Source organism: Streptomyces curacoi (assembly GCF_001513975.1).
In the GTDB taxonomy this organism is placed as follows: Bacteria; Actinomycetota; Actinomycetes; order Streptomycetales; family Streptomycetaceae; genus Streptomyces; species Streptomyces curacoi.
This window is the reverse complement of sequence record NZ_KQ947991.1, coordinates 460,768-480,493: the sequence shown is the minus strand read 5'-3', so window position 1 is coordinate 480,493 and position 19,726 is coordinate 460,768. Positions and strand designations below refer to the sequence as shown.

Annotated in this window: 21 protein-coding genes; 17 read left to right on the top strand and 4 right to left on the bottom strand. The window is 71.5% G+C overall.

Annotation, left to right across the window (positions count from 1 at the left end; genetic code table 11):
- The first annotated feature begins 39 nt into the window (after positions 1-39).
- From AQI70_RS28090 to AQI70_RS28035, 12 genes are all read left to right on the top strand, one after another.
- Positions 40-666 carry an NUDIX domain-containing protein gene (locus AQI70_RS28090; protein WP_062154896.1) on the top strand — a complete coding sequence of 209 codons (627 nt, stop codon included), beginning with the start codon at positions 40-42 and terminating at the stop codon, positions 664-666.
- A 245-nt stretch (positions 667-911) separates the two neighbouring features.
- On the top strand, positions 912-2,999 hold the full coding sequence (locus AQI70_RS28085; protein ID WP_062154894.1) for a tetratricopeptide repeat protein: 2,088 nt from the start codon (positions 912-914) through the stop codon (positions 2,997-2,999).
- A gap of 135 nt (positions 3,000-3,134) precedes the next feature.
- A complete protein-coding gene (ald, locus tag AQI70_RS28080) occupies positions 3,135-4,259 on the top strand; it encodes an alanine dehydrogenase (protein ID WP_062154892.1) in 1,125 nt (374 codons plus the stop codon).
- A 399-nt stretch (positions 4,260-4,658) separates the two neighbouring features.
- Positions 4,659-5,795 carry a ParA family protein gene (locus tag AQI70_RS28075; RefSeq protein ID WP_078504310.1) on the top strand — a complete coding sequence of 379 codons (1,137 nt, stop codon included), beginning with the start codon at positions 4,659-4,661 and terminating at the stop codon, positions 5,793-5,795.
- Complete coding sequence (locus AQI70_RS28070) at positions 5,780-6,397, top strand: hypothetical protein (protein ID WP_079051510.1); 618 nt, start codon at positions 5,780-5,782, stop codon at positions 6,395-6,397. The genes AQI70_RS28075 and AQI70_RS28070 overlap by 16 nt, the downstream gene beginning before the upstream one ends.
- A gap of 18 nt (positions 6,398-6,415) precedes the next feature.
- On the top strand, positions 6,416-7,519 hold the full coding sequence (locus tag AQI70_RS28065; protein ID WP_062154887.1) for a segregation and condensation protein A: 1,104 nt from the start codon (positions 6,416-6,418) through the stop codon (positions 7,517-7,519).
- On the top strand, positions 7,516-8,199 hold the full coding sequence (scpB, locus tag AQI70_RS28060; protein WP_062154885.1) for an SMC-Scp complex subunit ScpB: 684 nt from the start codon (positions 7,516-7,518) through the stop codon (positions 8,197-8,199). Before AQI70_RS28065 ends, scpB begins: the two co-directional genes overlap by 4 nt.
- Positions 8,199-9,275 (top strand): pseudouridine synthase, encoded by a 1,077-nt coding sequence (locus AQI70_RS28055; protein ID WP_062154882.1) that lies wholly within the window; start codon positions 8,199-8,201, stop codon positions 9,273-9,275. The genes scpB and AQI70_RS28055 overlap by 1 nt, the downstream gene beginning before the upstream one ends.
- Before the next feature lie 109 nt (positions 9,276-9,384).
- Positions 9,385-9,948, top strand: a complete 564-nt coding sequence (locus AQI70_RS28050) for a TIGR03086 family metal-binding protein (RefSeq protein WP_062154973.1) — start codon at positions 9,385-9,387, stop codon at positions 9,946-9,948.
- A 65-nt stretch (positions 9,949-10,013) separates the two neighbouring features.
- Positions 10,014-10,730, top strand: a complete 717-nt coding sequence (locus AQI70_RS28045) for an NUDIX hydrolase (protein ID WP_062154880.1) — start codon at positions 10,014-10,016, stop codon at positions 10,728-10,730.
- On the top strand, positions 10,727-11,749 hold the full coding sequence (locus AQI70_RS28040; protein ID WP_062154879.1) for an ADP-ribosylglycohydrolase family protein: 1,023 nt from the start codon (positions 10,727-10,729) through the stop codon (positions 11,747-11,749). Before AQI70_RS28045 ends, AQI70_RS28040 begins: the two co-directional genes overlap by 4 nt.
- A 3-nt stretch (positions 11,750-11,752) precedes the next feature.
- Positions 11,753-12,502, top strand: coding sequence for a nucleotidyltransferase domain-containing protein (locus tag AQI70_RS28035; RefSeq protein WP_062154878.1), 750 nt, complete (start codon positions 11,753-11,755; stop codon positions 12,500-12,502).
- Here the strand turns inward: AQI70_RS28035 and AQI70_RS28030 are convergent.
- Genes AQI70_RS28030 through AQI70_RS28015 form a run of 4 tightly spaced genes read right to left on the bottom strand, consistent with a single transcriptional unit; the run spans position 12,428 to position 14,908 of the window.
- Complete coding sequence (locus AQI70_RS28030; RefSeq protein WP_062154877.1) at positions 12,428-13,171, bottom strand: nucleotidyltransferase domain-containing protein; 744 nt, start codon at positions 13,169-13,171, stop codon at positions 12,428-12,430. The genes AQI70_RS28035 and AQI70_RS28030 overlap by 75 nt on opposite strands.
- Positions 13,172-13,193: 22 nt before the next feature.
- Entirely contained in the window at positions 13,194-13,613 is a 420-nt protein-coding gene (locus tag AQI70_RS28025; protein WP_062154876.1) for a Rieske (2Fe-2S) protein, read from the bottom strand.
- Complete coding sequence (locus AQI70_RS28020; protein WP_062154875.1) at positions 13,610-14,194, bottom strand: DUF6529 family protein; 585 nt, start codon at positions 14,192-14,194, stop codon at positions 13,610-13,612. Before AQI70_RS28020 ends, AQI70_RS28025 begins: the two co-directional genes overlap by 4 nt.
- 36 nt (positions 14,195-14,230) lie before the next feature.
- A complete protein-coding gene (locus AQI70_RS28015) occupies positions 14,231-14,908 on the bottom strand; it encodes a hypothetical protein (protein ID WP_062154873.1) in 678 nt (225 codons plus the stop codon).
- Positions 14,909-15,145: 237 nt separating this feature from the next.
- On the opposite strand from AQI70_RS28015, the gene aroH reads away from it, so the two are divergent.
- From aroH to der, 5 genes are all read left to right on the top strand, one after another.
- Positions 15,146-15,508 (top strand): chorismate mutase, encoded by a 363-nt coding sequence (aroH, locus tag AQI70_RS28010; protein ID WP_062154871.1) that lies wholly within the window; start codon positions 15,146-15,148, stop codon positions 15,506-15,508.
- Positions 15,505-16,590 (top strand): prephenate dehydrogenase, encoded by a 1,086-nt coding sequence (locus AQI70_RS28005; RefSeq protein WP_062154869.1) that lies wholly within the window; start codon positions 15,505-15,507, stop codon positions 16,588-16,590. The genes aroH and AQI70_RS28005 overlap by 4 nt, the downstream gene beginning before the upstream one ends.
- A gap of 221 nt (positions 16,591-16,811) precedes the next feature.
- Positions 16,812-17,498 (top strand): (d)CMP kinase, encoded by a 687-nt coding sequence (gene cmk, locus AQI70_RS28000; RefSeq protein WP_062154867.1) that lies wholly within the window; start codon positions 16,812-16,814, stop codon positions 17,496-17,498.
- Positions 17,495-18,142, top strand: a complete 648-nt coding sequence (locus AQI70_RS27995; protein WP_062154865.1) for a lysophospholipid acyltransferase family protein — start codon at positions 17,495-17,497, stop codon at positions 18,140-18,142. The genes cmk and AQI70_RS27995 overlap by 4 nt, the downstream gene beginning before the upstream one ends.
- 79 nt (positions 18,143-18,221) lie before the next feature.
- Positions 18,222-19,703, top strand: coding sequence for a ribosome biogenesis GTPase Der (der, locus tag AQI70_RS27990; RefSeq protein WP_062154864.1), 1,482 nt, complete (start codon positions 18,222-18,224; stop codon positions 19,701-19,703).
- Positions 19,704-19,726 lie beyond the last annotated feature (23 nt).

Below are 19,726 nucleotides of genomic sequence, written 5' to 3'. Positions count from 1 at the left end.
CGCACCCCGGTTCTCTTTGTGCACGTGGAAGGGCAGGGCATGACGATCAAGGACACCCCTGAGGAGTGGGAGATCCGGGCGACGGACACCCCCTTCGTGGGCAACAAGACCTCCGTCCGCGTGGACGACGTGGTCATGCCCGACGGATCCGTGGTCCGCCGCGACTACCAGGTCCACCCGGGTTCCGTGGCCGTGCTCGCCCTCGACGACGCCGACCGCGTCCTGGTCATCCACCAGTACCGCCACCCCGTGCGCCACAAGCTGTGGGAGATCCCGGCCGGCCTGCTCGACATCCCCGGCGAGAACCCGCTGACCGCCGCCCAGCGCGAGCTGTACGAGGAGGCGCACGTCAAGGCCGAGGACTGGCGGGTGCTGACGGACGTGTACACGACTCCCGGCGGCTGCGACGAGTCCGTACGGGTCTTCCTCGCCCGTGGCCTGTCCGAAGCCGAGGGCGAGCACTTCGAGGTCGAGCACGAGGAGGCCGACATGGAGCTGGCCCGGGTGCCGCTCCAGGAGCTCGTCCGGGGTGTGCTCGCCGGCGAGCTGCACAACAACTGCCTGGTCGTCGGCGTCCTCTCGCTGGTCGCCGCGCGCGCCGGGGACGGGCTCGACGCGCTGCGGCCGGCGGAGGCACCCTGGCCGGCGCGGCCCTTCGAGGCGTAGGCGCTCCGCGCGGGGGGCGCGACACATGGGTGCCGTCGTCACATGGGTGCCCGCGACAAGCGGCTTCCCCGCTCTCGGCCTCGTTCAGAGGTGTCAGTCCTACGATCTGTTGATCCGATCGAGGGATGTCCCCGCCGTGCCCGCCGTGCTCCGGCCGGAACGTCGCAGAGCGTGAACTAGGCTCTGAGAACGCCCTGGCCGAAGTCCCGGCGGGCTTGCGCGTGTGGTGGGACGGGAGTGTGCCCGTGACGGATCAGGTGGTGGACACAGGCGGCGTGCAGGTGTCGGCACAGGCTTCCGAGGGGAACCAATTCCTGGGCCGTACCCGCGAGTTGAAGGAGCTGCGCGCCGACATCGCGCGCGCCGGCCTCGACACTCTCTCCGGCCGCAAGTCGCCACGCGCGCGCGTGCTGCTCATCGCGGGCCGTCCCGGCTCGGGCCGCACCGCGCTCGCCGAGGAACTGGCGCGACAGGTGGCGGACCGTTACGCCGACGGTGTGCTGCGCGCCCGTCTGAGCGAGCCCGACGGCACCCCCGTCCCCGTCGAGCGCACCGCCCGTGAACTGCTCACTGCCCTGGACCGGCCGACCCCGCCGGGCGCCGCCGCGGACGATCTCACCGCGGCCCTGCGCAAGGCCCTGGCCGACCGCCGGGTGCTGCTCCTGCTGGACGACGCGGCCGAGGCCGAGCAGGTCGACGCGCTGCTGCCGGACACCCCGGAGTGCCTGGTCGTGGCCGTCTCCGGCGGACCGCTGACCGGGATCTCGGACGTACGGCCCTGCACGCTCGGCGGCCTCGACACCAAGTCGGCGGTGGAGCTGCTGTCCCGGTACGCCGGCTCGGTCCGCATCACCGTCGACCCGCGTTCCGCCGAGGGCCTCGTCGAGGTGTGCCAGGGCCAGCCCGCGGCGCTGATGCTGGCGGGCGGCTGGCTCGCCGCCCGCCCCAAGGCGGCCGTCTCCGACCTGGCCAAGCAGCTGCGCGCGGAGGGGGACGAGGGCACGCCGCTCGACCGCGTCTTCCGGCTCGCCTACGCGTCCCTGTCCGTCCCCGCCGCCCGGATGCTGCGACTGCTCTCCCTCGCCCCGGGCGGCCTCGTCGATCCGCACACCGCCTCCGCTCTCGCCGGCTCCTCGGTCGACAGTGCCCGCACCACCCTGGACAACTTCGTCGCCCTGGGCATGCTGCACGCCGTCGACTCGCCGCTGCCGCAGTACGTGGTCCCCGGCTGTCTGCACGCCCACCTCAAGGCCCGCACCGAGACCCAGGACCGCCCCGCCGAGCTGCAGCTCGCCCGGGCCCGCATGCTGGAGCGGACCGTACGGCTGCTGCAGTCCTGCCGGGCGATCACCGAGACCGACAGTCCCGAGACCCGTCAAAAGCTCCTCGATATGCCTCAGGCCCTGCGCTTCCCGAACCCCCGGGCGGCGGCCGACTGGCTGAGCATCCGCCGGCCCGCCCTGCTGGCCTCGGCCCGTGCCGCGGTGGCGGACGGGGAGCTGGACACCCTCGCCCGGCGGCTGATGTCCCAGCTGGTCCGGGCGATGGTCGTGCACGTCGGTACCCAGGCGGCGGCCGGTGACCTGTACGACATCCACGGTCTGGTCCTCGACGTGGCCGAGCGCCGGAACCTGCACCGCGAGAAGGCCGCGGCGCTGCTGAACCTCGGCGACGTCGACGCCCGGACGGGGCGCACGAAGGCCGCCCTGGCGCGCTATCGGGCGGCACTGGACGCCGGGCGGGAGGGAAACGACCCGTACGCGACCGGCCGGGCGATGGAATCCGTAGGCGGTGCCCACCTGGAGCTCGGGGACTACGACCGGGCCACCGACTGGTTCGGCCGCGCCCTCGCCCAGCGGCTAGCCCGGGACGAGCGCGCGGACGCCGCCCGGCTGTACGGCCGTATCGCCACCGCTCACACCTATGCGGGCGCGTACGGCGAGGCGCTCAGGAACTGGCGGGCCGCGGTCGCCGGGTACCGCAAGCTCGGCGATGTCGCCGGACACGCACGGGCGTTGAGCGAGCTGGCGCGGGTCCAGGAGTACGCCGGGCGGCCCGAGGAGTCGCTGCGCACCTGCCAGGAGGCGGTCGAGCTGGCGCGCCGTGCCGAGGACACCCGGCTGCAGGGGGCGCTGTATCTGCGGCTGGCCGACACGCTGGAGCACCTCGGTGATCCCGCGGCGGCGCAACTGCACCGGGGGGCCGCCGAGCGGATGCTGGGGGAGGAGGTTCAGGGCCCCGATGCGGCCGGGCCGGCGCCCGAGCAAGACGCTTTCGAGCCGGAACACGACGCTAACGCCTGCGAAATCCGTAGTACATCCGCTGAAGATTGATGCAATGAAAGGCTAGACAGCGGGAACACCTTCATTAGACTGGCTCTGCCGCACCTTCTCCTGCGGTGTCTACCGGTGTGCCCGTGCATGACCGGGTATGTCTAGCAATGCCCTACACCCTCTGAGCCAAGGACCGTGATCGACGTGAAGGTCGGCATCCCCCGCGAGGTCAAGAACAACGAGTTCCGGGTGGCTATCACCCCCGCCGGTGTGCACGAGCTGGTGCGCCACGGCCACCAGGTCGTCATCGAGCAGGGCGCCGGAGTCGGCTCGTCGATCCCGGACAGCGAGTACGTCGCCGCGGGCGCCCAGATCCTGCCCACCGCCGACGAGGTGTGGGCCACCGCCGACCTGCTGCTGAAGGTCAAGGAGCCCATCGCCGAGGAGTACCACCGCCTCCGCAAGGACCAGACGCTCTTCACCTACCTGCACCTGGCCGCCTCCAAGGAGTGCACGGACGCCCTCATCGAGTCCGGCACCACCGCGATCGCCTACGAGACGGTCGAGCTGCCCTCCCGGGCCCTGCCGCTGCTCGCCCCGATGTCCGAGGTCGCCGGCCGCCTCGCCCCGCAGGTCGGCGCCTACCACCTGATGCGCGCGGGCGGCGGCCGCGGTGTGCTGCCCGGCGGTGTCCCGGGCGTGCCGGCCGGCAAGGCCGTCGTCATCGGCGGTGGTGTCTCCGGCTGGAACGCCGCGCAGATCGCCATCGGCATGGGCTTCCACGTGACCCTGCTCGACAAGGACATCAACAAGCTCAAGGAGGCCGACAAGATCTTCGGTACGAAGATCCAGACCGTCGTCTCCAACGCCTTCGAGCTGGAGAAGGCCTGCCTGGAGGCCGACCTCGTCATCGGCGCCGTGCTCATCCCGGGTGCCAAGGCGCCGAAGCTGGTCACCAACGAGCTGGTCTCCCGGATGAAGCCCGGAAGTGTCCTTGTCGACATCGCGATCGACCAGGGCGGCTGCTTCGAGGACTCCCGGCCGACGACGCACGCCGAGCCGACCTTCCAGGTCCACAACTCGGTCTTCTACTGCGTCGCCAACATGCCCGGCGCGGTGCCCAACACCTCCACCTACGCGCTGACCAACGCCACGCTGCCGTACATCGTCGAACTGGCCAACCATGGCTGGGTGGACGCGCTGCGCCGCGATCCCGCGCTGGCCAAGGGCCTCAACACGCATGACGGCAAGGTCGTTTACCGGGAGGTCGCGGAGGCGCACGGCCTGGAGCACGTGGAGCTCGAGTCGCTGCTCGGCTGAGCCGTTCGACTAAGTCACTTTCTGGTAAAGGCGATACGTCAACACGCGTCGTCAACCGTACGCACCCGGCCGGACCTTGCTCAAAAAGGTCCGGCTGGATGTGTGTATGGTCACTTTGCGACTCTCGGTCAACTCGCCTCGAACGCAACCCTTCGGGCGATTCGTACACCCGTGAAACCTGCTGTGCGACGGTCGTACGCCCTTGACAGCGCGATGTTTCATTGTCGACACATCTGCCCGGTCCGGCGGATTGTGTTGCTGCGGACCGCCGACACGCCATAGAGTCGCCAACCGTCGGCATGGTGCCACGCTGACCTGTCTAGAAGTTTCCTGGTCACCAAGGAGGTAAGACGACTTGTGAATGAGTCGACATTTTCTCCCGGGGGTGGTCAACCAGGAATGCCTGTACGGGGCCAGGGTCCCGCGGGATTCGAGGCTGTCGGCTCCGTCGCTGTCCGAACCTTCGCAGCCCACCAGAGCCAGACCAGCCCCCACACGGCTCTGTCAGCAAACCAGAGCATGGATGGCCATCACGTGAACGCCATGGCCGGCGACGGAAGTGGCGCGCCCCACAACCACTTCGCCGACTACGACGAACTGCCCGAAGGGCACTTCTACGACCCGGACGCGGAGTACGAGCCCGACCCCGAGTACGCGGCCACGCTCGCGCCCGACGCTGCCCGCCAGCGCCGCGAGCGCATCGGCCCGACCGGGCGCCCGCTGCCGTACTTCCCGATCCCGGGTCCGCTGACCGACCACGGTCCCGCGAAGATCATCGCGATGTGCAACCAGAAGGGCGGCGTCGGCAAGACGACGTCGACCATCAACCTGGGTGCCGCGCTCGCGGAGTACGGACGCCGGGTCCTGCTCGTCGACTTCGACCCGCAGGGCGCGCTGTCGGTCGGCCTCGGCGTGAACCCGATGGAGCTCGACCTCACGGTCTACAACCTGCTCATGGAGCGGGGCATGTCGGCCGACGAGGTGCTCCTAAAGACGGCGGTCCCCAACATGGACCTGCTGCCGAGCAACATCGACCTGTCGGCCGCCGAGGTCCAGCTGGTCTCCGAGGTCGCGCGCGAGTCCACGCTCCAGCGCGCCCTGAAGCCGCTGCTGCCCGACTACGACTTCATCGTGATCGACTGTCAGCCCTCGCTGGGTCTGCTCACGGTGAACGCGCTGACGGCCGCACACAAGGTGATCGTGCCCCTGGAGTGCGAGTTCTTCGCCCTGCGAGGTGTCGCGCTGCTGACGGAGACCATCGAGAAGGTCCAGGAGCGGCTGAACCCGGAGCTGGAGCTCGACGGGATCCTCGCCACGATGTACGACTCGCGCACCGTGCACAGCCGTGAGGTGCTCGCGCGTGTCGTCGAGGCGTTCGACGACCACGTCTACCACACGGTCATCGGGCGCACGGTCCGCTTCCCGGAGACCACGGTCGCCGGTGAGCCGATCACCACCTACGCCTCCAACTCCGTCGGTGCCGCCGCCTACCGCCAGCTCGCCAGGGAGGTGCTCGCCCGGTGTCACGCCGAGTGAGTCTGCCGGGGGCCGACGAACTGTTCCGTACGACAGGGGGTATGGCGCTCCAGCCGTCCACTCCCCGGCGCCCGGCCAACGGCGAGGCCCGGGTGCCGGCTCCCGCGGGGGAGAGCGACAACGCCGCCGCCGAGGACGCGCCGCAGTCGGTGCCCGTGCAGGGCGGTGACGGTGACGGCGCGGAGCACGTGGCGATCGACGCCGAGCAGGCCGAGGCCGGGGAGTCCCGCAGCCGGGCCGCCGCCACGGAGCGTTCCGCGCGCCGTCAGGGGGCGCAGGAAGGTTCTGCCGGGGCGTCCGCCAGTGCCTCCGGCGGATCGGCCGCGTCCGGTGCCGCCCCTTCCGCAGCCGCCCCGCGCAAGCGCGGGCGGACGGCCACGCGCCGCCCCAGTGGCCGGGAACGGCACGACGAGAAGATCACCGTGTATGTCTCCGCCGAGGAACTCATGGATCTGGAGCACGCGCGTCTCGTGCTCCGCGGTGAGCACGGGCTGGCCGTCGACCGTGGGCGGATCGTCCGCGAGGCGGTGGCCGTGGTCCTCGCCGATCTGGAGACCCGAGGGGACGCCAGCATCCTGGTACGACGGCTCCGCGGGCGGTAGCGGTAGCCTGCGGGGGCTATGACCTCGAACGACGTTCCCGCCCCCGGCGCCGGTGCCTCCGGCGGTCGCCGGCGCGCGCTGGGACGGGGGCCGGGCGCCGCGCGAGTGGCTGCGCCGGTCGAGCCGGTTCCCGCGGCGGTTCCGGAGCCGGTGGAGCCGGAGATCGCCGTCCCGGAACCCGAACCGGAGATCGCCGTCCCGGAACCCGAACCTCCGGTCGGCGAGCAGGAAACGGAACCTCAGGTCGTCGAGCCCGAGGCGGTGCCCGAGGTCTCCGCCGGCACCGAGCCCGTCGCCGCCGAGGAATCCGCAGACGGTGTCTTCAAGGTTCGCCTCTCCAACTTCGAGGGCCCCTTCGATCTCCTCCTCCAGCTGATCTCCAAGCACAAGCTCGACGTCACCGAAGTCGCGCTGTCCAAGGTGACCGACGAGTTCATGGCGCACATCCGGGCGATGGGGCCCAACTGGGACCTCGACGAGACGACCGAGTTCCTCGTCGTCGCGGCCACCCTGCTCGACCTCAAGGCGGCCCGGCTGCTGCCCGCCGCCGAGGTCGAGGACGAGGCCGACCTGGCCCTCCTCGAAGCCCGGGACCTGCTGTTCGCGCGGCTGCTGCAGTACCGGGCGTACAAGCAGGTCGCCGACATCTTCAGCCGGCGGCTCGACGACGAGGCCCGGCGCTACCCCCGTACCGTCGGGCTGGAGCCGCACCACGCCGAGCTGCTGCCCGAGGTGGTCATCAGCATCGGGGCGGAAGGATTCGCCAGGCTCGCGGTCAAGGCGATGCAGCCCAAGCCCAAGCCGCAGGTGTACGTCGACCACATCCACGCGCCGCTGGTGAGCGTGCAGGAGCAGGCCGGGATCGTCGTCGCGCGGCTCAAGGAGCTCGGTGAGGCCAGCTTCCGGGCCCTCGTCGAGGACACCGACGACACCCTCACCGTCGTGGCCCGCTTCCTCGCCCTGCTGGAGCTGTACCGGGAGAAAGCCGTGGCTCTCGACCAGGAGGCCGCTCTCGGGGAGCTCATCGTGCGGTGGACCGGTGGGGACGGGGACGAGACGCCCAGGGTGACCGACGAGTTCGACCGGCCGCCCGAGCCGCCCAAGGAGGAGAAGAAGGCGTGAGTGAGGACACCACCGAGCTGCCGGCCGGGCTGCGCACCGTCGCCGACCTCGACCTCAGGCCCGCCCTGGAGGCGATGCTCATGGTCGTGGACGAGCCCGCGACCGAGGAGCATCTCGCGAAGATCCTGGAGCGGCCCCGACGGCAGGTCGCCGACGCTCTGCGGGAGCTGGCCGACGAGTACGCCGTGCAGGGGCGCGGCTTCGAGCTGCGCTTCGTCGCGGGCGGCTGGCGCTTCTACACCCGGCCCGAGTACGCGGCCGCCGTCGAGCGCCTGGTCCTGGACGGCCAGACGGCCCGGCTCACCCAGGCCGCCCTGGAGACGCTCGCCGTCGTCGCCTACCGCCAGCCGGTCAGCCGCAGCCGCGTCTCGGCCGTACGCGGAGTGAACTGCGACGGCGTGATGCGCACCCTTCTCCAGCGCGGGCTGGTCGAGGAGGCGGGCACGGAACCCGAAACAGGTGCGATCCTGTACAGGACGACGAACTACTTCCTGGAGCGGATGGGCCTGCGCGGCCTGGACGAGCTCCCGGAGCTCGCGCCCTTCCTCCCGGAGGCGGAGGCGATCGAGGCCGAGACCCAGGAAGGGGTGCCGTCGTTCGACCCGGACGCTCCCGATGACGGTCCGGACACCCCGGTCGCCCGGGGTACCGACGACGTAGACGACCAGACGGAACTTTGATGCGAAGCAGCGGCAGCGGCAAGAGTGGCGGGCGCGGTAACTACCGCGGTGCCGGCAACAACAGGGACCAGAAGCAGGGCGGCCAGGGCGGCCGTCCGCGCAAGCCCCGTCCCGAGGAGCGCCGCTACGACGTGGGCCCCGGGGCGACGAAGGACGGCCCGAAGTCCGGTCGCGGCGCCTCCGCGCGCGGCGGGGCCAAGGGCGCCCCCAAGCAGTCCCAGCAGGGCGGCGGTCGCGGCCGTACGGCCCCCGCGCGCTCGCGTGAGTACGAGGCGCGGGCCGAGGAGCGCAACCGTGAGCGGTACGCCGGCAAGAAGGACATCAAGCTGCCCAAGACCTTCCCGGGCGCCGAGCAGGAGGGCGAGCGGCTGCAGAAGGTGCTCGCCCGGGCCGGCTACGGCTCCCGGCGCGCCTGCGAGGAGCTGATCGACGAGGCGCGGGTCGAGGTCAACGGCGAGATCGTCACCGAGCAGGGCCTGCGGGTGGACCCCGAGAAGGACGAGATCAAGGTCGACGGGCTGACGGTCGCCACGCAGTCGTACCAGTTCTTCGCGCTCAACAAGCCCGCCGGTGTGGTCTCGACGATGGAGGACCCCGAGGGCCGTCAGTGCCTCGGTGACTACGTCACCAACCGCGAGACCCGGCTCTTCCACGTCGGCCGGCTCGACACCGAGACCGAGGGCATCATCCTGCTCACCAACCACGGCGAGCTGGCCCACCGCCTCACCCACCCCAAGTACGGCGTGAAGAAGACCTACCTCGCGGCCATCGTCGGCCCGATCCCGCGTGACCTGGGCAAGAAGCTCAAGGACGGCATCCAGCTGGAGGACGGCTACGCGCGCGCGGACCACTTCCGGGTCGTCGAGCAGACCGGCAAGAACTACCTGGTCGAGGTCACCCTGCACGAGGGCCGCAAGCACATCGTGCGCCGCATGCTTGCGGAGGCCGGCTTCCCCGTCGACAAGCTGGTGCGCACCGCCTTCGGGCCGATCACCCTCGGCGACCAGAAGTCGGGCTGGCTGCGACGGCTGTCGAACACCGAGGTCGGCATGCTGATGAAGGAAGTCGATCTGTAGTCCCAAAGTCCCACGCGCGCGCGTGCAGGCCGGTTCCGGGGTGTCCCGGGACCGGCCGATGTGTTTTCGTCTTGCCGCCGGTCTGTATTCGGTGACGGAGGGAGCGGGGATGAGGACGAGCACGGGCCCGGACTGCGGGGAGCTGCTGGAACGGTCGCTCGGCTATGCGCTGGGCACCGTCGCCGGGGTGGAGGCCGGGGGTCTGGGGTGCGGCACGCCGTGTGCCGAGTGGGACCTGGGGGAACTGCTCGGGCATCTCGACGATTCGCTGGACGCCTTGTACGAGGGCCTGACCGGCGGGCGGACCGGGCTGTTCCCGCGCGCCGACCGCGCCTGCGGCTTCCGTAGGCGCGCGTGCGCGGTCCTCGGCGCCTGGGCGGCCGGGACGCCGGAGTCGGCGCTGGTGGGTGAACGGCCGCTGGATGTGCGGGTGATGGCCGCCGTGGGGGCGGTGGAGATCGCCGTGCACGGATGGGACGTCGCCCAGGCCTGCGGGCGGCCGAGACCCATCCCCGAGGCGCTCGCGGCCGAGCTGCTGCCCATCGCGCGGTGTGTGGTCGGGGAGGCGGACCGGGGGGTTCGGTTCGGGGCGCCGGTCGCCGTGCCGGTGGGGGCCGGCGCCGAGGCGCGGCTGCTGGCCTTCCTCGGGCGGCGTGGCTCCTTGCCCGGCTGACAGGGGTTGCGGCAGCACCCCCACCCTCTTTATAGTCGTACTGACTATTAAGGGGGTGGGTTCGCATGGAGTACGACAAGTACGCCCACGAACCATTCGCCGTCACCGCCGACCTCGCCGTCCTCACGATCCTCGACGGCGTCCTGCACGTCCTGCTCGTGGAGCGCGGGCAGGAGCCGTACCAGGGGCACTGGGCGCTGCCCGGCGGCTTCGTCCAGCCGGACGAGTCGGCGGAGACGGCGGCCCGGCGTGAACTCGCCGAGGAGACCGGCCTGTCGGACGTCTCCGGGCTGCACCTGGAGCAGCTGCGGACCTACAGCGAGCCCGACCGCGACCCCCGGATGCGGGTCGTGACGGTAGCCTTCACCGCGCTGCTGCCCCATCCGCCCGAACCGCACGGCGGCAGCGACGCCGCGCAGGCGCGCTGGGTGCCGTACGACACCGCGGGGCCGCTCGCCTTCGACCACGACCGCATCCTGGCCGACGCTCATGAACGCGTCGGCGCCCAGCTCGAGCACACCTGTCTCGCCACCGCCTTCTGCCCGCCCGAGTTCACGCTCGGCGAGCTGCAACAGGTCTACGAGACGGTGTGGGGCACCGCCCTCGACCGGCCCAACTTCCGCCGCAAGGTCCTCGCCACACCCGGCTTCGTCGAACCCGTGCCCGGCGCCGCCCGGCTCACCGGCGGGCGCGGCAAACCGGCCACGCTGTACCGCGCGGGCGCCGCCACCACCCTCCGTCCGCCCCTGCTCCGGCCGACCTCGGAAGGACGTCCCGCATGACCACGACCACCGTTCGCAAGCGCGCCGCCACCGGCTCCCTGCTCGGCCTCGCGCTCGGGGACGCGCTCGGCTTCCCGACCGAGTTCAACGACGTGCCGTCGATCGTCGCCAAGTGCGGGCCGTGGCGCGAGATGGAGCTGCCGACGCCGGCGATCGTCACCGACGACACACAGATGACGCTGGCGCTGGGGAAGGGGCTGCGGACGGCCATGGACCGGGGGCTGCTCGCGCCCAAGCGGCTTGAGCGGCCGGTGCGGGAGGAGTTCGTGGACTGGTACCAGTCACCGGAGAACAACCGCGCCCCCGGCCGGACGTGCCTGGTCGCCTGCAATCTGCTCAAGGACGAGGGCCGGTCGTGGCAGGACGCCAGCCAGATCGGCTCCAAGGGCTGCGGAGCCAACATGCGCGTGGCGCCGATCGGGCTCGTCCCCGGCCTGAGCGACGAACAGCGCGCGGGCGCCGCCCAGTTGCAGTCCGCCCTCACCCACGGGCATCCCACGGCACTCGCCGCGTCCGACCTGACCGCCCACGCCGTACGCCTCCTCGCGCAGGGCGTCGAGCCGGCCGGACTGGTCGACCTCCTGCGCGCGTACGCCCACGCCAACCGCACCCGCTACCACGACCGCTGGCTCGGCGACCTGTGGACCCGCAGCCAGGACCCCACGCCCGAGCACTTCATCGCGCGCGGCTGGGACGAGTGCCTGGGGGTCCTGGACCGCCTCCAGGAGGCCGTGCGCGCCGTCTCGCCCGAGACCGACCCGTGCCTGGCCACCGGCGATGGCTGGATCGCCGAAGAGGCCCTGGCCACCGCTCTGCTGTGCTTCCTGTGGTTCGTGGACGAGCCGCTGACGGCCCTGCGCCGGGCCGCCTGCACCGCCGGTGACTCGGACTCGATCGCGTGCCTGGCGGGCGCGTTCGCGGGCGCCTGGCTGGGGGCCGACGCCTGGCCGACCGAGTGGGCGGACCGGATCGAGTACCGGGGTGATCTGCTGACCCTCGGAGCGCTCTGGGACGCTTGACGGATGATCGACGCCCTGGACATCGACCTCACGCCCGTCGTCGCCGAACAGCCCGACCCGGTGCTGTTCGCGACCGTCTCCGGCGCGCACCTGTACGGCTTCCCGTCGCGGGACTCCGACGTGGACCTGCGTGGTGTGCACCTGCTGCCGGCCGCCGACCTCGTCGGGCTGCGGGAGCCGGACGAGACGCGGTCGCGGATGTGGGACCGGGACGGCGTCGAGATGGACCTGGTCACGCACGACCTGCGCAAGTTCGTACGGCTGATGCTGCGCCGCAACGGCTATGTGCTGGAACAACTGCTCTCGCCGCTCGTCGTGCACACCACGGACGCCCACCGGGAGCTGGCCGAGCTGGCGCCGGGCGTCCTCACCAGCCACCACGCCCATCACTACCGCGGGTTCGCGACCACCCAGTGGCGGCTGTTCGAGAAGACCGGCGAGCTCAAGCCGCTGCTCTACACCTTCCGTGCGCTGCTCACCGGCGTCCATCTGATGCGCAGCGGTGAGGTGCAGGCACATCTGCCCACGCTGATCGGGGAGGTCGACGCCCCCGCCTGTCTGCCGGAGCTGATCGCGGCCAAGGCGGAGCAGGAGCACGGAGCCGCCGACGTCGACCACGCGCGCGTGCAGGCCGACGTCGAGCGGCTGCACGAAGTGCTGGACGAGGCGCAGGCCGCTTCAGCGCTGCCCGACGCTCCGAGCGCCTACGACGCCCTGCACGCCTTCGTCGTACGGACCCGGCTGGAGGGCTGACGCACGGCGGGCGCGGATCAGGAAGTCCTCCACGCGGCGACGGTCCGGCTCGGCCGGGAGCGGGCTGCGGTGGGCGGCCTCCTCCGCCTCCCTCGCCAGACGGACCATCCGGGACTCGACCTGCGTCCACGGGACCTCACCGCGCTTGACCGCCAGCAGTGGCTCTCGCCGGTCGCCCACGTCGATCGTCAGGCGGCCGGTGCGCAGCAGGTCGCGGGCGCTCGCCAGGAGGCGGAGCAGGTGCATCGCGTGTTTCCAGCGCGGGGCGCCGTGCACGCGTATGTCGGCTTCCAGCTTCTTGCGCTGGCCCAGCACGTAGCGCGTGAACGTCTCATGGGCCTGGCGGGACAGGAAGGCCTCGCGCAGGGCGAGGAGCTCGCGGCCCGTGTCGTCGACGTACTCCACGAGCGGGGAGTGGAGGCACTCCAGGATGTTCGGGTTGGCGCGCAGGGCCAGCTCGCAGAAGCGCTCCAGTTCCCAGCTGAACTGCTCCGGCAGCGGGCCGTCGACGTGCGTCGGGGGCTTGTCGAAGCGCCAGAACAGGGGAGTGGGAGCGAGGAACACGCCCCGGCGGTCGGTGTCGCTGCCGTCTGTCCTGAGACCGAAGGCGCGCGAGCCCATCACACAGGCGTAGATCGTGTGGTCGCGTACCAGGGTCTCGGGATGCATGCCCCGGAGCGTACGCGGCGGATCACGCCAGGCGGATCGAATTCCCGGCCACGGTGATCTTCTTCTCGGGCAGCGGCCTCGTCGCCGGCGGGTTGGCCACCGAACCGTCCCCGATGTTGAACTTGCTGCCGTGGCACGTGCAGTTGATCGTGCCGTCGGCGACCGTGGCGACCGTGCACCGCTGATGGGTGCAGATGGCGGAGAAGGCCTTGAACTCGCCGTCCTTCGGCTGGGTCACCACCACCTCCTCGTCCCTGAAGATCTTGCCGCCGCCCACCGGGATCTCGCCCGTGGTGGCCAGCTGCCGGCCGGGGGAGGCGTCCTCGCCGGGGGTGGTGTCCGAGGACGTGTCGCCGTTGTCGTCGTACTCGCCGCAGCCCGCGACGAGCGCCGCCGCGCCCGTCGCGATGAGGATCGTGCGCCGCGTCGGACGGTGGGTCATGTCGTCACTCCGAAGGTGCGGAAGAACCAGAGGGCGGAGGTCAGCCAGATGATCGTGAGAGCGGTGAGGACCAGCCCGCCGACGATCGGCAGCAGCCAGCCGGGAAGTCGCTCCGAGCGGAGCAACAGCATCTTTGCACTGAAAGCACCGAAGAAGAAGCAACCCAGGAGAGAGTGCCAGAAAACGCGCGTTTCGTATGTCTGGTAGCCCAGCGCGTACAGGCAGTGCACCGCCACGGGGACCGAGACCAGGAACGCCGCGCGACCCGACCAGCGGTGCAGCACGGACGACCAGGCCGGCCCCGGCAGCCTGCCGTACAGCATCAGCGCCGAGACCAGCTGGACCAGCGCGAAGAACACCGCCACCGTCGCCAGCCAGGACTTCACCGCGCCCGAGCTGCTGAACCCGGCGAGGTTGAAGGCCGTCCCGGCCGGGTCGTGGACCTTGCCGTACACCCCCAGGGCCACCGCGACCGCCCCGGCGACCAGCGCGGGGACCAGATAGCGCGCGGGGTGCGGGCGGCGGTGGCCGGGCGGCGGGGACGCGAAGCCCTGGGTGGCGGCGTTCGGGTCGACGGTCATGATCGACTCCCAGCAGGAGAGGGATCGAGGAGGGGGTCAGGGGGCGGCGGGACGGGCCGTGAGCCGCTGTCCGTCGACCGTCACCGCGCCGGTCTCCGGGTCGATCCGCGGGGCGGGCGCGGGCTCGCCGTCGCGGGTGAGGACGCCGACCTGCCAGCCGCCCGGCAGCACGATCCAGCCGCCGTCGACCCTCGCGTCGCGCACGGTGGCGGTGGCCCGGTACGGGCCCGCCGGCTTCTCCGCCTGGTCGGCGGTGAACGCGTGGTGCCCGCCGCCGATGTCGACCGTGCCGCGGATCCGCCTGCCGTCCTTGAGGGCGCCGTTCAGTACGGAGCCGTCCTTGCCGGTGAGCCGCATGGTCCCGTCGTCGTCCACCGGACCCCTGAGCCACGACTCCTTGGCGCGGCCGTCGCAGAAGTACGCGAGCGCCCTGCCGTCGCGCAGGGTGAGGGCGACGGCAGAGGTGTCGTCGTCGGTGCGGCCGGTGTACCTGGCATCGGGAACCGGGATCTTCGACGGTGACGGGGACGGTGACGAAGTCGCCTGGGTGGGGGCCGGTGCGGCCGTTGCCGCCGGTGACTCCCTCGTGGTGTCGGCCGGCTGAGCGGCCGAGGAGGAGGTGCTCCTCGTCCCCGCCGTCGTGTTGAGCGACAGCATGAACGCGCCGACCAACAGTCCCGCGAGCAGGTTGAGCAAGGGTCCGGGACGCTTCATGTGGCCTCCCCCGAGGCGGGCTTCCCCGCCCATGAGAGCCGACCCGTGCCCCGGCGTCCAGAGGCGCACGGAGGCGTTCGCGGGGGGTGGGGGCTGCGGTGGGGCGGCACCCGGCAGCAGTCGCGGGGGCGGTACCCGCCCGCCGTCTCAGCGGGCGGGCGACATACGCCTGCCGCACCCGGGCTGACTAGGCTGGACACGCGAAGAGCGATCCGTACGTCAGCAAGGAGCAGCGCCGTGGCGGTACGAGCGGTCCGGGGGGCCGTCCAACTGGAGCGGGACGAGGCCGGCCACATGGACGAGCAGGTCGGTGCCCTGCTCAGCGCGATCCTGGAGCGCAACGGCCTGACCGCGGACGACCTGATCAGCATCTGGTTCACGGCCACGCCCGATCTGCACAGCGACTTCCCGGCGGCCGCCGCCCGCAAGCTCGGCATCGTCGACGTCCCGCTGATCTGCGCCCAGGAACTGGACATCGAGGGCGCCATGCCCCGGGTCGTGCGTGTCCTCGCCCACATCGAGTCCGACAAGTCCCGTGCCGACATCGCGCACGTCTACCTCGGCGCCGCGGCCGCCCTGCGCAAGGACATCGCCCAGTGAGAACCGCACTCGTCATCGGCACCGGCCTCATCGGTACGTCCGCCGCCCTCGCCCTGTCCCAGCGCGGTGTCGTCGTCCATCTCGCCGACCACGACCCCGAGCAGGCCCGTACGGCCGCCGCGCTCGGCGCCGGCACGGACGAGGCGCCCGAGGGGCCCGTGGACCTCGCGATCGTCGCCGCCCCGCCCGCGCACGTGGCCGGGGTGCTCGCCGACGCCATGCGGCGGGGCGTGGCCCGCGGCTACCTCGACGTGGCCAGCGTCAAGGGCGGGCCGCGGCGGGAGCTGGAGGCGCTGGGGCTGGATCTGTCCGCGTACATCGGTACGCATCCCATGGCGGGCCGTGAGAAGTCCGGCCCGCTGGCCGCGACCGGCGACCTCTTCGAGGGCCGGCCCTGGGTGCTGACGCCGACCCGGGACACCGACACCGAGGTGCTGAACCTCGCCCTGGAGCTGGTCTCGCACTGCCGTGCCGTGCCGGTGGTGATGGACGCCGACGCCCACGACCGCGCGGTCGCCCTGGTGTCCCACATGCCCCAGCTGGTGTCCAGCATGGTCGCCGCGCGGCTGGAGAACGCCGACGAGGCGTCCGTACGGCTGTGCGGTCAGGGCATCCGCGACGTGACCCGGATCGCCGCCTCGGACCCCCGGATGTGGATCGACATCCTCTCCGCGAACCCGGGGCCCGTCGCCGACCTGCTCACGGACGTCGCCGCCGACATGGAGGAGACGGTACGGGCGCTGCGCGCGCTGCAGTCCGCCGACGAGGCCAAGCGGCTGGAGGGCACGTCCGGTATCGAGGACGTGCTGCGGCGGGGGAACGCGGGGCAGGTGCGGGTGCCCGGTAAGCACGGGGCCGCTCCTCGGGTGTACGAGGTCGTGGCGGTGCTGATCGACGACCAGCCGGGGCAGCTGGCCCGGATCTTCGCGGATGCGGGGCGGGCCGGGGTCAACATCGAGGACGTGCGGATCGAGCATGCGACGGGGCAGCAGGCGGGTCTGGTGCAGTTGATGGTGGAGCCGAAGGCGGCCCCGGTGCTGTCGGCGGCGTTGCGGGAGCGGGGCTGGGCGATTCGGCAGTAGCGGGTTTTCGCGCCCCCGCCGCCCCTACCCTTCCCGTCCTCCAGGGGCTCCGCCCCTTCGACCCCGGCCCCTGGGGGCCTGCGGCCCCCAGACCCCCGCTTCGGCCCTGAACGGGCCTCGTCAGTGCGCGGCCGGACGAGTGACGCGTACCCAGTAACCTTGTGCGGGGCACGTTCGCGCCCCGCCACTCCCGCCACACCGCACCAGGAAGGTGTCCCCCCGTGGAAAACGGTGCCGCCAAGCCCGTGATTGTCGCCATCGACGGCCCCTCCGGCACGGGCAAGTCGAGCACGTCGAAGGCCGTCGCCGCGCAGCTCGGGCTGAGCTACCTCGACACCGGCGCCCAGTACCGGGCCATCACCTGGTGGATGGTGACCAACGGCATCGACATCGAGGACCCGTCCGCGATCGCCGCCGTGGCCGGCAAGCCCGAGATCGTCTCCGGCACCGACCCGGGCAACCCGACGATCAACGTCGACGGCACCGACGTGTCCGGCCCCATCCGCACCCAGGAGGTCACCTCCAAGGTCAGCGCGGTGAGTGCCGTACCGGAGGTCCGTGCGCGGATCACCGAGCTGCAGCGCTCCCTGGCGGCCTCCGCGGAGGTCGGCATGGTCGTCGAGGGCCGGGACATCGGGACGACCGTGCTGCCCGACGCCGACCTGAAGATCTTCCTCACCGCCTCGCCGGAGGCCCGCGCCGCCCGCCGCAGCGGCGAGCTGAAGGGCGCCGACGTCAACGCGACCCGCGAGGCGCTGATCAAGCGCGACGCGGCCGACTCCAGCCGTAAGACCTCGCCGCTCGCCAAGGCGGATGACGCGGTCGAGGTGGACACCACCGAGCTCACCCTGCCGCAGGTCATCGAGTGCGTCGTCACCCTCGTCGAGGAGAAGCGGGCCGGGAAGTGAGCGAGCTGCCTTCGGCGCGGGGAGCCGAGGTCGGGCGGCGCATCGGCGTCGGCCTGATGTACGGGCTGTGGAGGCCACGGGTGCTGGGTGCGTGGAAGGTGCCCGCCACCGGACCGGTGATCTTCGCGGTCAATCACTCCCACAACATCGACGGCCCGATGGTCATGGGCGTCGCACCCCGGCCGACGCACTTCCTGATCAAGAAGGAGGCGTTCGTCGGGCTGCTGGATCCGTTCCTCACCGGGATCGGCCAGCTGAAGGTGGACCGTGACACCACGGACCGTACGGCGATCACGCGGGCGCTCGATGTGCTGTCCAACGGCGGTGTCCTCGGGATCTTCCCCGAGGGCTCCCGTGGCGAGGGCGACTTCGCGTCGCTGCGCGCCGGGCTCGCCTACTTCGCCGTGCGCAGCGGGGCACCGATCGTCCCGGTCGCGGTGCTGGGAAGTTCCGAGAAGCGGGGGCGGTTGATAAAGGGGCTGCCTCCGCTGCGCAGCCGGGTCGACGTCGTCTTCGGCGACCCCTTCGAGGCGGGCGACGGCAGCGGACGGCGTACCCGCAAGGCGCTGGACGAGGCGACCGAGCGCATCCAGAAGCAGCTCACCGCGCACCTGGAAAACGCCAGGCGGCTGACCGGCCGCTAGGCGACACTGAGTAGTGGATCAAACCGGAGAAACCGGCTGATCCACCGATCACCACGATGAACGACGAGGTACGGACTTCATGAACGACCACAACCACTCCGAGGGCTCGCTCGAAGAGCACGACCACGGAGAGCTTGGCGACGCCGAGTACGCGGAGTTCATGGAGCTCGCCGCGGAAGAGGGCTTCGATCCAGAGGACGTCGAGGGGGCCATCGAGGCGGCCGGGCACGGGCCGTTGCCCGTCCTCGCCGTCGTCGGCCGGCCCAATGTCGGCAAGTCGACTCTCGTCAACCGGATCATCGGGCGGCGCGAGGCCGTCGTCGAGGACAAGCCCGGCGTCACCCGCGACCGCGTGACCTACGAGGCCGAGTGGGCCGGCCGCCGCTTCAAGGTCGTCGACACCGGCGGCTGGGAGCAGGACGTCCTCGGCATCGACGCCTCCGTGGCCGCCCAGGCCGAGTACGCGATCGAGGCCGCCGACGCCGTCGTGTTCGTCGTCGACGCCAAGGTGGGGGCGACCGACACCGACGAAGCCGTCGTACGACTGCTGCGCAAGGCCGGCAAGCCCGTGGTGCTGTGCGCCAACAAGGTCGACGGTCCCAGCGGTGAGGCCGACGCCGCGTATCTGTGGTCGCTGGGGCTCGGCGAGCCGTACCCGGTCTCGGCCCTGCACGGCCGTGGCACCGGCGACATGCTGGACGCCGTCCTGGAGGTGCTGCCGGAGGCGCCGCGCGAGACCTTCGGCGGGGCCGGCATCGGCGGTCCGCGCCGCATCGCTCTCATCGGCCGGCCGAACGTCGGCAAGTCCTCCCTGCTGAACAAGGTGGCCGGTGAGGAGCGCGTCGTCGTCAACGAACTGGCCGGCACGACCCGCGACCCCGTCGACGAGCTCATCGAACTGGGCGGCGTGACCTGGAAGTTCGTCGACACGGCGGGCATCCGCAAGCGCGTCCACCTCCAGCAGGGCGCCGACTACTACGCCTCGCTGCGCACCGCGGCCGCCGTCGAGAAGGCCGAGGTCGCCGTCGTCCTGATCGACGCCTCCGAGAGCATCTCGGTACAGGACCAGCGCATCGTCACCATGGCGGTGGAGGCGGGCCGCGCGCTGGTGATCGCCTACAACAAGTGGGACACCCTCGACGAGGAGCGCCGCTACTACCTGGAGCGGGAGATCGAGACCGAGCTCGGCCAGGTGTCCTGGGCGCCGCGCGTCAACGTCTCGGCCCGTACCGGGCGGCACATGGAGAAGCTGGTCCCGGCGATCGAGACGGCCCTCGCGGGCTGGGAGACCCGGGTCCCGACCGGCCGTCTGAACGCCTTCCTCGGCGAGCTGGTCGCCGCCCATCCCCACCCGATCCGGGGCGGCAAGCAGCCCCGCATCCTGTTCGGCACCCAGGCCGGCACCAGGCCCCCGCGGTTCGTGCTCTTCGCCTCCGGCTTCATCGAGGCGGGCTACCGCCGCTTCATCGAGCGCCGGCTGCGCGAGGAGTTCGGCTTCGAGGGCACGCCGATCCACATCTCCGTGCGAGTGCGGGAGAAGCGCGGAGGCAAGAAGAAGTAGCCGACACAGCGGAAGGGCGGCCC

Bases quoted from the DNA above. Each gene is read 5' to 3' on its own strand.
- AQI70_RS28020 (WP_062154875.1), bottom strand. From the start codon at position 14,194: ATGACCGTCGACCCGAACGCCGCCACCCAGGGCTTCGCGTCCCCGCCG.
- AQI70_RS28015 (WP_062154873.1), bottom strand. From the start codon at position 14,908: ATGAAGCGTCCCGGACCCTTGCTCAACCTGCTCGCGGGACTGTTGGTC.
- AQI70_RS28090 (WP_062154896.1), top strand. From the start codon at position 40: ATGACGATCAAGGACACCCCTGAGGAGTGGGAGATCCGGGCGACGGAC.
- AQI70_RS28045 (WP_062154880.1), top strand. From the start codon at position 10,014: ATGGAGTACGACAAGTACGCCCACGAACCATTCGCCGTCACCGCCGAC.
- AQI70_RS28065 (WP_062154887.1), top strand. From the start codon at position 6,416: ATGACCTCGAACGACGTTCCCGCCCCCGGCGCCGGTGCCTCCGGCGGT.
- AQI70_RS28035 (WP_062154878.1), top strand. From the start codon at position 11,753: ATGATCGACGCCCTGGACATCGACCTCACGCCCGTCGTCGCCGAACAG.
- AQI70_RS28040 (WP_062154879.1), top strand. From the start codon at position 10,727: ATGACCACGACCACCGTTCGCAAGCGCGCCGCCACCGGCTCCCTGCTC.
- AQI70_RS28055 (WP_062154882.1), top strand. From the start codon at position 8,199: ATGCGAAGCAGCGGCAGCGGCAAGAGTGGCGGGCGCGGTAACTACCGC.
- AQI70_RS28050 (WP_062154973.1), top strand. From the start codon at position 9,385: ATGAGGACGAGCACGGGCCCGGACTGCGGGGAGCTGCTGGAACGGTCG.
- AQI70_RS28025 (WP_062154876.1), bottom strand. From the start codon at position 13,613: ATGACCCACCGTCCGACGCGGCGCACGATCCTCATCGCGACGGGCGCG.
- der (WP_062154864.1), top strand. From the start codon at position 18,222: ATGAACGACCACAACCACTCCGAGGGCTCGCTCGAAGAGCACGACCAC.
- AQI70_RS28030 (WP_062154877.1), bottom strand. From the start codon at position 13,171: ATGCATCCCGAGACCCTGGTACGCGACCACACGATCTACGCCTGTGTG.
- AQI70_RS28075 (WP_078504310.1), top strand. From the start codon at position 4,659: ATGCCTGTACGGGGCCAGGGTCCCGCGGGATTCGAGGCTGTCGGCTCC.